At 42.3% G+C, this 13,332-nt stretch carries 10 protein-coding genes; 3 read left to right on the forward strand and 7 right to left on the reverse strand.

Translation table 11 applies throughout. The features are described from left to right. Positions 1-48: 48 nt before the first annotated feature. From DB520_RS12185 to DB520_RS12215, 7 genes are all read right to left on the reverse strand, one after another. Positions 49-1,005: an aldo/keto reductase gene (locus DB520_RS12185; protein WP_114750004.1), complete on the reverse strand. Its 957-nt coding sequence runs from the start codon at positions 1,003-1,005 to the stop codon at positions 49-51. 87 nt (positions 1,006-1,092) lie between these two features. Then, complete coding sequence (locus DB520_RS12190) at positions 1,093-2,055, reverse strand: aldo/keto reductase (protein ID WP_232834946.1); 963 nt, start codon at positions 2,053-2,055, stop codon at positions 1,093-1,095. A 36-nt stretch (positions 2,056-2,091) separates the two neighbouring features. Further along, positions 2,092-2,487: a hypothetical protein gene (locus DB520_RS12195; RefSeq protein ID WP_394340935.1), complete on the reverse strand. Its 396-nt coding sequence runs from the start codon at positions 2,485-2,487 to the stop codon at positions 2,092-2,094. 54 nt (positions 2,488-2,541) lie between these two features. Then, the gene (locus DB520_RS12200; RefSeq protein ID WP_114750006.1) at positions 2,542-3,768 is read right to left on the reverse strand and encodes an ABC transporter permease; all 1,227 of its coding nucleotides are present in this window, start codon (positions 3,766-3,768) and stop codon (positions 2,542-2,544) included. Between the two features lie 138 nt (positions 3,769-3,906). After that, positions 3,907-4,566, reverse strand: a complete 660-nt coding sequence (locus DB520_RS12205; RefSeq protein WP_114750007.1) for an ABC transporter ATP-binding protein — start codon at positions 4,564-4,566, stop codon at positions 3,907-3,909. 8 nt (positions 4,567-4,574) lie between these two features. After that, positions 4,575-5,750, reverse strand: a complete 1,176-nt coding sequence (locus DB520_RS12210) for a hybrid sensor histidine kinase/response regulator (protein WP_114750008.1) — start codon at positions 5,748-5,750, stop codon at positions 4,575-4,577. Positions 5,751-5,801: 51 nt separating this feature from the next. Further along, positions 5,802-9,233, reverse strand: coding sequence for a sensor histidine kinase (locus DB520_RS12215; protein ID WP_114750009.1), 3,432 nt, complete (start codon positions 9,231-9,233; stop codon positions 5,802-5,804). 130 nt (positions 9,234-9,363) lie between these two features. On the opposite strand from DB520_RS12215, the gene sucD reads away from it, so the two are divergent. From sucD to DB520_RS12230, 3 genes are all read left to right on the forward strand, one after another. Then, on the forward strand, positions 9,364-10,245 hold the full coding sequence (gene sucD, locus DB520_RS12220; RefSeq protein ID WP_114750010.1) for a succinate--CoA ligase subunit alpha: 882 nt from the start codon (positions 9,364-9,366) through the stop codon (positions 10,243-10,245). 89 nt (positions 10,246-10,334) lie between these two features. Further along, positions 10,335-11,150 carry a glucose 1-dehydrogenase gene (locus DB520_RS12225; protein WP_114750288.1) on the forward strand — a complete coding sequence of 272 codons (816 nt, stop codon included), beginning with the start codon at positions 10,335-10,337 and terminating at the stop codon, positions 11,148-11,150. A 123-nt stretch (positions 11,151-11,273) separates the two neighbouring features. Continuing rightward, positions 11,274-13,277, forward strand: a complete 2,004-nt coding sequence (locus DB520_RS12230) for a DUF1592 domain-containing protein (protein ID WP_232834947.1) — start codon at positions 11,274-11,276, stop codon at positions 13,275-13,277. The last annotated feature ends 55 nt before the right edge of the window (positions 13,278-13,332 follow it).

The following is a 13,332-nucleotide window of genomic DNA, read 5'->3' on the forward strand; positions in this document are numbered from 1 at the left end:
TTAGTCCTCGCCTGTATATTATGCCAAACCAGCTCCGCTCTCCTAGTTTCATACCTCCCAAAGGTCGGTTGCGCCGAAAGGACTACCAGGAACTTCTGTGAAGAAAGTGCCATCAATATACCTGAACTTATGACCAACTTCACGGATAAGGCTCATATTCTCTGTGGTTAGGTTAACTTTGGCCGCCTCAAGGTTCTGCTTTATACGTTCCTGATTAGCGGATTTGGGAATCACCACCAAGTCCCTGTGAAGTGCGTAAGCAATCAATAGTTGTGCTGGAGTACATTTATGCCTCTTGGCCAAGTCATTGATGGTAGGATCCTCCATCAGCACTGGGTCGTCCTCTTTTCTTCTGGCTTTTGGCCTGTCCGAGGAGCCTAAAGGGGAATAGGCGGTTACTCCTACACCGTGACTTTTACAAAAATCCACAAGCTTTTCTTGGGGAAGATAGGGGTGCAACTCGATTTGGTTCATCTCTGGATTTTGGGAGGCATTTGCCATGATTTCCTTGAGTTTGCTAATATTGAAATTGGACACACCTATATGTTTGGCTTTACCCTTCTCTTTAATTTTTTCCATGCCTGCCCATGTTTCTGCAAGGGGTACTTCCTTATAGGTAAGAAAGTCTTTCCCCTTCTCGGGAAACATCACGTCAGGCTTTAAGGATACCGGCCAGTGTATGAGGTACAGGTCCAGGTATTCCAATTTCAAATCCTTAAGCGTCTGCTCCAAGCCCTTTGACACCTGATCTCTTTGATGTCTATTATTCCAAAGCTTACTGGTGACGAAAACATCTTCGCGCTTTACCAAACCTTTCTCAAAAGCTGCATTTAAGGCATCACCTACCTCTTGTTCATTCTGATATATTGCAGCGCAGTCAATATGTCGGTAACCCGCTTCCAAAGCCCATGTCACTGCCTTAGTAACTTCACCAGGTGCCGATTTCCATGTTCCAAGCCCTATAGTGGGCATTTTATCTCCGTTTGAAAAACTGAAATGTTTCATTTATAATTGATTTTTAGCGGTCATCCCAAAAACTATCGGGAGGAATCTAGTTAGTTGTTTTAGATGATTTATATCGTTTAAATTGACCTATGAATGTTCATCCCATAAATCTGAAAGCTTGTAAGGACTTCCTTCAATTACCCATGCCGGGCCAGGAGTATACCTGTGGGGTCCCTCTAGTTGATCCATTACCTTCATTTGATTTTCAGAGAGCTGAATTTTCAATGCATCAAAATTTTCCTGAATTCGTTTTGGGTGGACCGATTTAGGGATCACCGAAGTTCCCCTCCTCATTCCCCAGGACAATGCCACCTGAGCGGCTGTTGCATTGTGGGAATTGGCTATTTCCTTCAAGGTTTTGTCTTCTAACAAAATAGGCAAATCCACCTCCTTATTGTCCACCCTATATGCCGCACCTAATGGGCCGTATGCAGTCAGAAAAATCGAATTCTGGTCACAAAACTCCTTCAGTTTATGCTGTGGCAAATAAGGATGCAGCTCTACTTGGTTAACCTCAGGAGGAATCTTGCAAGAAGCCAGGATCTCTTTTAACTTATTCCTGTTAAAATTTGAAACGCCTATGTGCCGGACTAACCCCAGTTCATGAAGACTTTCCATAGCCTCCCAGGTTTCTGGCAAGGGAGCTTCTTGGTAAGACAAAAAGTCCCCAGATGTTGAGGGGAAGTCAATTCCCTTTTTAATGGCTACCGGCCAATGGATCAAATATAGATCCAAGTATTTAATTTGGAGGTTGGAAAGGGTATTTTTTAGAGCTGGATGTACATCATGGGACAGGTGACTGTCATTCCACAACTTGGAGGTTATCCACAGATCCTCCCTTTTCACCAATTTATCTGAAAAGGCCTTTTGCAAGGCCTCTCCAATTTCTTTTTCGTTTTGATAGATGTGTGCACAGTCAATGTGCCTATAGCCATAGTTTATGGCCTCAATAACTGCATTAAAAACTTCCTTTGGTTCTGAACGCCAAGTACCTAGTCCCATTGCGGGCATTTGATCTCCATTGGCGAAGGTAAGTGGCTTGGTGGTCATTAAGGGTTGGTTGGTTTTTGATTAAAATAGTTTGGTTTAATTCGACAGCATTTGGGCGTTTTGCAAGATATACATTAATTTTTCCGGATCGTTGTCATTGAGTGTAAGGGTGCCCTTCACTTTTACCCTTTTGGAAGTGTACTTAATAGGGTCTTTAAGCATTACTTCCATTACGGTCTCTGGCCCCCCTGCCCCGCAAAAGAAGCATTCTGCCAAAGGCAGTGCGGAAATAATGATGTGTTCCGGCTTAAACATCCCCTCAAATGGAATGATATAGCCATCTGCCACTACTTCTTTACCTTCTAGCTTTTTAATATTATCCGAGAAAACTGGAAGATAAAGCTCTCCCCATTCGTCCTCCCCTATTTTGTAGGTAACCTCCGAGAGGTCTTTCCATACGGATTCTTGTTGAGAAAACCCCACAGTGGCCATAAAGCAAAAAGCCGCCAGCAAACACAAATACCTTTTTTTCATTCTGTTCTAAATTTACGATCCCGTCAATTGTTTGGCGATGTCTGTCCTGTAAGCATTCCAAGCAGGAATCAAGGATGCCAAAACACCCGTAATCAATGCTATTCCTAACAGCCACAATTCCTCTGCCAAAAAAATATCTGGCCTAAGTCCCGACAATGCGCCCTGTTCATTGTTTATAACCAATAACCATAAGAAAAAGTGTCCTATGGCAATTCCTAATAATCCTCCCAAAAGGGTCAATATGAATCCCTCCAGGATAATATGGACAAATAATGTTGCTTTCGAAGCCCCCAAAGTTCTCATTACTGCCAAATCATATTTCCTCTCTTTAAGGGAATTGTAAAGGGCAATGAATATGCCTAAACCTGCAATCGCGATGATCACAACCGCTAATCCCTGGATCAACTTTATCCCTACCCCCAGCAGTTCGAACAACCTGGAAATCTCAAAGGAGGGAGAGGCTGCCTGTAGCGAACTTCTGCTATTAATATATCTGGGCAATTGAACCGCTGCTATGGGGTTACGGTATTTTACCAAGAGGGAGGTGACTTCTCTGCCTTCCTGGTCGCTGGAAGGAAAGCCCGAGGTGGCTACGGGTTGTTCGAACTTCTCATGGTCATGGTCTTCATCGTGAGTGTACCAAACCGATTCCAAAGCAGTAAGGATCAATTGGTCAAGCACGTTATCTTGTTTCTCCAAAATCCCTACCACTATATAGTCATGTTCGTCATGGGCATGGCTAGCTGTCCCAATACCATGTGACCCTACAAATCTGCTGCCTACTTCCAATTCCAACTTGCTGGCCACCTCTTGTCCTAAAACCGTTTCAAAGGCGACTTCCCAGGGCCTGCCCTCCCTAAAGCCGGCATTGTAAAGCTCCAGGTAATCATGGTTGGTTCCAATGATCCGGTATCCATTATAGTTGTCCCCCATTCCCAATGGTATCACATTTTTTATCAACCTATTTTTGGACACACTTTCAGCTTCATCCAAGGGGATATTTCCGGTAGGGAAATCGATATGGTAAACAGATGAAAGCACCAACTGTAGGGGACTGCCCTTGGCTCCAATTACCAAATCTATCCCCTCTGCATCCCGTGTCATTTTATTTTCAAATTGGTCCTGCATCAAAAGCAGCACCGTAATAATCGCCAAACCCATAGACAGGAGCAGGATGTTCAGCCCTGTGTTCAAAGGTTTTGCGAGTAGATAGTTCCAACTAAGCTTTACTAAATTCATGCATTAAAGTTTTCATCCCAATAGATATAAATTTTGCAGGCATCCCTTCGTGTGAAGTTTTCGTTGCGGTCCCTTGAAAAAATTCAGGGAAGGACTGCGAGAAACCAAATGATATTTCCTTTCTGTATATGCCAATTTTTAGAACTCTGTGTGTCGATTTCGTCCTACTCGATTTCCTATGGTAAGATGGTTTTCAATATGGTCTTTTACCCTTTGGTCATGAGTGACAATAATCAATACGGCATTTAATTTTTTCGACTGTTGCTTTAACAAATTAACCACCGCCTCTGCATTTTTGTCATCCAGACTGGAAGTTGGTTCGTCTGCCAGCAAAAGTTTGGGTTGATTTACCAAAGCCCTGGCGATAGAAACCCTTTGTGCTTCCCCCTCGCTGAGCGTATTTACTTTGGCGTTTTTTTTATTCCCAATTCCTAGCTCTTCCAGGTAAGTACTTATGCTGCCATTTTCCTTTTTCCCTGCAAAAAAATTGGCAGCTTGAAGGTTTTCCATTACCGTCAAGGCGGAAAGGATATGCGGCTTTTGAAAGATGATGCCTATATTCTTCCCCCTAAACTTATCCAATTTGTCCTCTTTAAGGGAGTAAATATCAACATCGTCGATAATTACCTTACCTCCTTGGGGCTTTAGCAAGCCTGCTATGATATTAAGCGCAGTGGTCTTTCCACTGCCAGATTCCCCCAGCACAAGTAGCTCCTCCCCTGCCTTTAGATGTATATCGGGAATGGAAAAGGCAGGAACACCGGTATATTCAAATTGTATGGATTTTGTCGATAACATAAAATATACTATTTGATGGGTATTTCCAGGTGAAAAACAGTTCCTTTATTTACTTTAGATTCAAAATCGATCTTTCCGCCTATCACTTCAATACATTTTTTTACGATGGACAGTCCAAGACCAGAACCTTCCCTTAGGCCCACGTTCTTTCCTCTAAAGAAACGGTCAAAAAGTTGAGATTGTTCGGCCTCAGGTATTCCTATGCCTTGATCCTTAATAGTAGCCATTAACTTCTCCCCATCAGACCAAACCTTAAATTCCACCTGACCTTTATCCTTAGAGTATTTCACTGCATTACTAAGGAGGTTTTCCAAAATCTGGTACAACAAGTCCATGTCTGAGGTGATCATTTTGGGCAACTTTTCAAAATGAGTCTCGATTTTAACGCCATTTTCCACCCCAGCCTTCACCATGTCAACCACTTCATTCAAGAACGAGGAAGTGTATATCCGCATTGGCTTATAGTTCATCTTGTCAGCATCGGCCTTTCCAAAAAACAGCACACTGGTCAAAAGACTGTTCAGGTTGCGTACCGAGTTTTCGATTTTGGTGGCATGCTTCATTATCTTGACCTTGAAGGGGTGATCCCTTTCCGCATATTGCTTTAATAACTGAGCGGAGCTCAAAATGGAGGTCAAAGGGGTTTTGAATCCATGGGACACGTTTTGTACAATCCTGGACTTTAGCTCACTGAGCTCCCTTTCCTTTTCCAGGGCTTTTTGAAGTTCTTTATTGGCCTCGTTGAGGTCTGCTGTTCGTTGTTTAACTTTTTCCTCTAGCTCATTATTGAGGTTTTGTAACTCCTTTTCCTTTTTGTCCTTAAATATGGCAAGTTCTATCACCATATTAAGTTCCCTGATATTGAATGGCTTTATGACATAAGCACTGGGATTGGTAACGGCAACCTTTTGGAGTGTTTCTGAATCGCTGCTTGCAGTAAGGTAAACTACAGGGATATTGTATTTTTCGTTGATGATCTCCGTGGTTTTGATACCGTCAAGCTTTCCGGAAAGGTTGATGTCCATCATTACAATATCAGCCCGGTATTCAGACAGAATTTCAAGTGCCATTTCCCCTGAATCGGCAATTCCTATGATCTCATGATGGTTTTTCTCCAGTGCTTTTTTTAGAAGCAAAGCAGAGACCGTATCATCTTCGGTAATTAAAATCTTAAGAGAAAACATAATGCTGTTTCATTATATGCTAAAATATTGAAAAAACTGGAAAAGTGTCATTTAACCAAGTGGAATCGTAATTTCCACCCTAGTCCCATTCTCCTTTTCACTCTGAATGTCAATTTTCCCGGAAAGTTGATCCAAGAGGTGTTTGGTGATGAAAAGCCCCAATCCTACCCCTTCGTATTGCCTATTATACCCCTTACTTTCCTGTTCAAACGGCTGAAAAAGCCTATTTAAGTACTCCTTACTCATTCCCACACCTTGATCCGTAACTTTGATATAAATGCTTTGCCCTATCTTTTCCAACCAAACTTCAACCATCCCTTTTTCGGAATACTTTATTGCATTTCCCACAACTCTTTCAATGATCATTTTAAGGTATTCTGCTGAAGTTTTACCAATAAAAGGTTTGGTTTGTTGCTTTAATGTCACTAAGATACCCTTTTTTATGGCAGTTGATTTAAGATTGACCAAAATTTTGGATATTAAATCATTGATGTTTATCTCCTTGTAAACCACACCCACCTTATCTGCCTCTATCCTGCTTAAGTCCAGAATTGCGTCAATAGTATGGAGCAACCGTTCCCCACTCTCCTGGATAATCTCCAATTGCCCAACAAGTTCTAGGTTGTCCCTGTAGCAATTCAATATATGTTCGGTGCTACCCAAGATACCATTAAGTGGAGTTCTTATTTCATGGCTCATATTGGACAATATACTACTTTTGAGCCTGCTAACTTCTTCTGCCCGTTCCTTTGCGATTTTTAATCCCTTTTCAATTTCTTTTTTCTTTGTGATATCCCGGAATACATTCAGTAAGAGAGGTTTTCCCTCATAATCGGACATCATCCGGTTGATATGTATTTCAATTTCTCTAGCCCCGGATTTTAAGGGCATTGTCATTTCTAAGATAAGTGCTTCTCCATTGAGGTTTGAAAGTGCCGGGCGAATTACCCTGCTGGTATTGGAATAAAACTCGGGGTCAGTGAACAGGACAGGCAGACCCCCAGCTATGATTTCCTGCTCATTCATCCCTGTCATTTTGCAGATGGAGGGATTAGCCGCCAATACCTTGCCACCAACAGCAGAAATTACTAGCCCATCCTCTGAACTTTTCCACACATTCTTAAACTGGTCTTCTTTGACTTGAATTTGAGCATTTTTTTGAACCAAATCACTTTTCAATAGTCCTTGATTTTTATATTGCACGAACAAAAAGTTTATTAGAATCCCTAAGCCTATAAAAAACAAAACCAAGAGGGCTATGAACCATCCTTGTAAATATAGGGGGTAAGCTACCGTAAAGGGTTTTGAGGTAACAACCTCGGATTGGTTTTGGCCATTTAGTCCTGCCCTTATTAGCAGCTGGTATTGACCTGGTGGAAGATTATTGAAATAAATCTTGTTGTTTCTGGGGTTTTCGGTTACAATCCAATCTTGGTGCAAGCCCTTTAACATATACTCGACAGTAACTGGGGGCCATGCCGAAAAGCTAACAGTGCTATAGGTAACCTCTACGTTGTTAAATTGAAAAGGAACTTTATCCAATTCCACATCTTTTTCGTTCTCAGAGATTACCCTGATATTTTCCACAAACACTAATGGACTAGCCCTACTAACTATGTCTTCATCAGGAAAATAAACAGATATGCCATTCTGGGTACCAATAAACATACGTTGATTGTCAGCAAGACAGAGTGCTCCCCGATTGATATCATTGCCGATCAATCCATTTCTTTCGTTAAAATGCCTAAGCTTACCATTTGCCAAGACATAAACCCCAAAATTTGTACCTATCCAAAGTTGATTGATATGGTCTTCCTGAAAAACATAAACCGATTGCTCTAAAGTTTGCCCAGAAATTTCGTAAGGAACCAGTCCATTTCCGTCAATATAGAACAGTCCATCTTCAGTACCGACCAATAAAGTATCCCCCTTGGGATGAAAATCATAGCCACTAATGCGAATATGACTATCCTGTATGGAAAGCCCGTCAAATTCAAGGCTGCTCCCGTTATCCATTAACACCCATTTATTATCCACTTTCCCTATCTTCCGGATAAAATTGGTCGGATTTGCCTTGTCTTCCTTGATGAAAGGTAGGGCTTCCTCAAAGGAGGAAGCCAAACCATTGGCATCGATAAGCGCCTTGAAAATCAAATTATGGCTGACGGCATAAAGGGTGTCACCTTCTACATAGACATATTGAAATGGCCTTTCTGATGGGCCATTTATAATCTCAAATTTGTCCGTTTTTGGGTTATAATGTCCAATGCCTGCCTGGTAAGCAGAGAACCAAACATTACCAAAATCATCATTTGCGAAGTTCAGCACCCTTCCCAACCCCTTTTCTCCCTCCCTAGTGAAATCAAAGGAACGTACGGGATTTGTGCCCTCCCAAACCTGTATACCATTATTATAACCTAAAAGATATCTTCCGGGAGAAAAATTATTCAAAGCCGAAATATCGGACTCAAGGATGCCAACAGATATATCAAAATTTTGAAACCTTAGGCTGGGAATATTTACAACCCCTCGATAAGAGCCTAGCCAAATAATACCTTCCCTATCCACAAATGTAGATTGAACAAAATATACCTTTAAGTTTTCATATGCGGATATAACAAAAGTGTTTTTGGACCTGAAGTTATGTTTATAAAGCTGGGAATTGAAGAAAAAGTAAATATCCCCCTTATTTTCGAGTAGCTCGAATTGATCCCCAACAGCGTTAATCTTTTCAGAGAAACCTTCATAGACCACCTCTTCCACAACCCAAATACTTGATCCCCTAGCAAGAAAACCCTTCCCTAGGTAGTAATACATGTCCTCCCACGGGTTATAAACCACCTTCCTGATGGCACCAAAAGGCTCATTTCCCTTAGTTTCCACCGGAATGAGCTCTTCCCCACTCACCCGATAGATTATATTTTCAAAGATCAAGAAGGTTTCTTCTTTCTTGAAGAAGGAGGAGAAAGCACCTGTTTTTTCCTTATCAATGGGGAATTTTGCAATCAGCTCGCCTGTCATAAGTTGTATCACCACCTCATCATTGGCGGAGAGATAAACTTTTTTTTCCTCTCTGGAGCCAGATATCTTGAGCTGAAACCTAGGATGAAATTGTTGTAAGGTGCCTTCGGATAAGGCCAAAGGTATCTCATGCCAAGTCTGAAGGTCAAAATAAAACACCAAGGGTTTTCCTGTTAATTGGTAAAGCCAAATGTGCCCATCTTCATCGGCATGAACCATGGGTTTTCCCTTGAACCTTTTTTCTAAACTGTCAGGCAAAGAATAGGTGGAAATTCCATCCGAATATTTGGTGCCCTTGTCGGTAGCTAGCCAAATAAACCCTTTTTTATCCTGCTGAATCCCAAAAATAGCTTCCGAGGTAAGATCAAAACCCCTAATCCTCCTGTTAAGGTTAAAGAATTGGGCATTCGCCTCCTGCACAAGGAGTAGGAGCACCAGCAGATGGGAAAAATTACGGATCATTGGATTCAATAATGAATTTTAAATTTATAAAAAGTTATCAAAACTCTAAATTAATCCGATAATGTTTGGTAATTCTTTTTTTGATAGGGCTTAATCCTATATTTTTGTGGCAAATAATAAAATTTGCAATATGAGTGTTTTGGTAAATAAAAATTCGAAAGTTATTGTTCAGGGCTTTACTGGCAACGAAGGTTCTTTTCATGCCCAACAAATGATTGAATATGGCACCAATGTAGTTGGAGGTGTTACGCCTTCCAAAGGGGGTAGTACCCACCTTGGCAAGCCCGTGTTTAATACGGTAGAGGATGCTGTGAAGGCTACGGGAGCAGATACTTCCATCATATTTGTTCCTCCCGCATTCGCTGCAGACGCAATTATGGAAGCGGCTGATGCTGGGATAAAAGTAATCATCACCATCACAGAGGGTATTCCTGTAAAGGATATGATGAAAGCCAAACCTTATATTAAGAAAAAAGGAGCCACGTTAATTGGACCCAATTGTCCAGGTGTAATCACCCCTGGGGAAGCTAAGGTTGGGATTATGCCAGGCTTTGTTTTCCGACAAGGAAGGGTGGGCGTTGTGTCTAAGTCAGGTACTCTTACCTACGAGGCCGCTGACCAAATTTCAAAAGCCGGATTGGGAATTTCTACTGCAATTGGGATTGGAGGCGACCCCATCATAGGAACTTCCACCAAAGAGGCAGTACAATTGTTAATGGAAGATCCTGAAACTGATGCCATCGTCATGATTGGAGAAATCGGGGGGAACTATGAGGCTGAAGCTGCTAAATGGATAAAGGAAAATGGCAATAAAAAACCCGTCGTAGGCTTTATCGCAGGCCAAACTGCTCCTCCGGGCAGAAGAATGGGTCATGCTGGTGCCATCGTTGGTGGTAAGGACGATACCGCAGAGGCTAAAATTAGAATTATGAAAGAAAATGGCATCTATGTGGCCGAATCACCTGGTGAAATCGGTGAAGTGATGGCAAAAGCACTTGGAGTGGACGCATAAATTGACCACTTGGAAAGGAATATTACTTAAGGGGCTTAATGCCCCTTTTTTTTTCTGGAAGTTGGTATTTTATTTGTAGTCTCCTGTTTATGAACAAAACTAACCAACACCTACCATTGAAAGGCCAAACCAGCATTGTTACCGGAGGAAGTTCCGGAATTGGCCAAGGAATAGCCATAGCTTTGGGACAAGCGGGTTCAAATGTCTGTGTAAATTACCACGGCGATGAAGACGGGGCAAAAAAGACCAAAGAAATAATTGAAGATGCCGGGGCAAAATGTATTATTGTCAAAGGAGATGTGGGCAAACCCAAGGACATTGCCACAATTTTTGAAAAAACCAACGAAGCTTTTGGTGACCTTCATATCCTGATAAACAACGCCGGCATCCAGCAAGATAACCCCCTGGTGGACATGACTTATAAGGAATGGGATAAAGTCATACAGACCAATCTTTACGGCGCATTTTTGTCTGCACAAGCCGCGGCCAAGACCTTTCTTTCACAAGGGAATACCTCAAATAATGAAAAATGCAAAGGCAAGATTATTTTCATTAGTTCAGTGCATGATCTTATCCCCTGGGGAGGTCGGGTCAACTATGCAGCCAGCAAAGGGGGCTTGAAAACCTTGATGAAATCCATTGCCCAGGAGTTGGCTCCCAACAAAATCCGAGTAAACAGTATAAGTCCGGGAGCTATCCAAACCCCAATTAACGAAGACCAATGGAAAGACGAGAAAAACAGGAAGGCATTGCTGGAGAAAATCCCCTATGGCCGTATTGGAAAACCAGAGGATATTGGAAAAGTGGCCGTCTGGTTAGCCTCCGAGGAGTCTGACTATATTACAGGCACCACCTTGTACGTAGATGGAGGGATGACCTTGTACCCTTCATTTGCCGATGACTAAAAAAGATTGCTTTTATTAGGATCCATGGGTCAGGGCATGGCATTTCCCGTTGCTTTGGTTCATTTGCCTTCCATAAAAGAGGGGTTGCTATTTGACTGTGCCTTACCTATATTTTGAGTTGATATGTTATTACTCAAAACAAATAGGATGAATTTTAGTGGGATCTGCATTTTAGGCAGTCATGGGTTCATTTTAATTTTATTGCTTTGTTGTTTTTCGGTACGAGCCCAAGTAGCATTGGAGTACGAGAAAGATATCATCCCCGTTTTAAAAGAAAATTGCTATTCCTGCCACTGGGTAGGGGACTCAAAAGGGGGCATCAACCTTGAAAAATATGAGGAGGAAGGAAGGATAATCAAGGATGGACAGCTTTGGTTAAATGTGATAGAACAGGTAAAAACCCAAGAAATGCCTCCGGATACCAAGCCCCCCTTATCGGAGGATGACTACCACGTGCTGGTGGATGGGATAAACGGCATTTTACAAAAATCCTTAGCAAATAAAACCCCTGGCAAGGTGGTAATAAGGAGACTCAGTCACACCGAATACCAATACACCATTTTAGACCTCACCGGAGTGAAGTTTGAAGCGGTAAGTAAGTTTCCATCTGACGGGTCAGGAGGAGGTGGGTTCGACAATCAGGGAGGCTCTCTGTTTTTCACCCCGCTTAAGATGGAAAGGTATTATGAGGCCGCAGAAGAAATTGTGGAAAGCCTCTACGAGGACGAAGAAAAATGGGCTCAAATTGTTCCTTTTGAATATAAGTTAAACATTTGGCAGCGGATTTGGGGCTGGCTTAAGGGTCTTTTTTCTGCCAACGCCTCCCCAGTAAATCCACCGGAAAAGGCAGCCGAAAAGGTTATTTATCCTTTTGCCAGCAAGGCTTACCGAAGGTTTTTAAAACCTTCAGAAAAAACGAAGCTCCTGGATCTTTTTTCCAAGGTGTACCAAAATAACGAATCCTTTACCAACCCGGAGAGATTTAATAAAAGCCTGAGTGAGGTTTTCAAAGCGGTGCTAATTGCACCTTCTTTTCTATACAAAATGGAAGAGGAGCCGGAATTGGATATTCCAGTCCCGCTCAACGATTTTGAGTTAGCCACCAGGCTTTCCTACTTCCTTTGGGCAAGTATGCCCGACGAGGAGCTATTTGCATTAGCCGCAGAAGGCAAACTTCAAGAGGATGAGGTGCTTAGTCAGCAGGTAAGCAGAATGCTGGAAGACCCGAAATCCCTTCGCTTTGCCGAGTCTTTTATTTCCCAGTGGCTAGGCATCACCAAGCTTAGGGACCCTAATTTTCCCCTTGCAGAACTTGCCAAGTTCCCCATGTTTACCGAGGCCATTAAGGAAGCCATGTTCAAGGAAACCACTGCCTTTTTCTATCACGTTATTACGGAAAGCAAAAATTTTCTTGACCTGATCAAAAGCGATTATACCTTCCTAAACAGGGATTTGGCGGAATACTATGGAATAGATGGGGTAGATGACGAGGATTTCCAGAAGGTTAATTTGAGCGATGGTACCCGGGGTGGGTTATTAGGTATGGGCAGTGTTTTGGCAGTAACCTCGCTTCCCACACGTACCAGTCCCGTGCTTAGGGGTAAATGGGTGCTAGAAGAAATTTTGGGTACCTCTCCTCCCCCGCCTCCACCAGATGTAGCAGAATTGCCGGAAGATGAAGGCTTGCACGAAGACCTTGGGTTAAGAGCATTGTTGGAAAGGCACCGGTCGGACCCAGCCTGTCAATCCTGTCATGAAAAAATGGATCCGTTGGGTTTAGGTTTGGAGAATTACGATGCGGATGGAAGGTGGAGAACGGATTATGGAAATATCCAAATTGATCCCTCAGGGGAACTTGCCTCAGGCCAATCTTTCCAGGGGCCTACGGAACTTAAGGAAATCCTCTTGGAGGAAAAAGAAAAATTCGCTAGGAATATATCTTCTAAATTCCTTTCCTACGCCGTGGGAAGGGGAACCCTGTTCTCCGACGAAACCGCCATCCGTGACTTGACCGATAACCTGTTAGAAAACAACTTTCATCCTGATTCATTTATCCAAGAATTGGTGAAAAGTTATTCTTTCAGAAAGAAGGTTAAAGACTTCCAAAAAAAGTCAAACGAAATTTAATACAACCGCTTATACATAAAGCATTTGCAAATTGGAAATTGATTTGTAAATTGTT

The sequence above is a fragment of the Pleomorphovibrio marinus genome, from assembly GCF_003347495.1.
GTDB lineage: Bacteria > Bacteroidota > Bacteroidia > Cytophagales > Cyclobacteriaceae > Pleomorphovibrio > Pleomorphovibrio marinus.

Excerpts from the sequence above, each read along its gene's own strand:
- DB520_RS12185 (WP_114750004.1), bottom strand. The coding sequence starts at position 1,005 with ATGAAACATTTCAGTTTTTCAAACGGAGATAAAATGCCCACTATAGGG.
- DB520_RS12190 (WP_232834946.1), bottom strand. The coding sequence starts at position 2,055 with ATGACCACCAAGCCACTTACCTTCGCCAATGGAGATCAAATGCCCGCA.
- DB520_RS12195 (WP_394340935.1), bottom strand. The coding sequence starts at position 2,487 with ATGGCCACTGTGGGGTTTTCTCAACAAGAATCCGTATGGAAAGACCTC.
- DB520_RS12200 (WP_114750006.1), bottom strand. The coding sequence starts at position 3,768 with ATGAATTTAGTAAAGCTTAGTTGGAACTATCTACTCGCAAAACCTTTG.
- DB520_RS12205 (WP_114750007.1), bottom strand. The coding sequence starts at position 4,566 with ATGTTATCGACAAAATCCATACAATTTGAATATACCGGTGTTCCTGCC.
- DB520_RS12210 (WP_114750008.1), bottom strand. The coding sequence starts at position 5,750 with ATGTTTTCTCTTAAGATTTTAATTACCGAAGATGATACGGTCTCTGCT.
- DB520_RS12215 (WP_114750009.1), bottom strand. The coding sequence starts at position 9,233 with ATGATCCGTAATTTTTCCCATCTGCTGGTGCTCCTACTCCTTGTGCAG.
- sucD (WP_114750010.1), top strand. The coding sequence starts at position 9,364 with ATGAGTGTTTTGGTAAATAAAAATTCGAAAGTTATTGTTCAGGGCTTT.
- DB520_RS12225 (WP_114750288.1), top strand. The coding sequence starts at position 10,335 with ATGAACAAAACTAACCAACACCTACCATTGAAAGGCCAAACCAGCATT.
- DB520_RS12230 (WP_232834947.1), top strand. The coding sequence starts at position 11,274 with ATGTTATTACTCAAAACAAATAGGATGAATTTTAGTGGGATCTGCATT.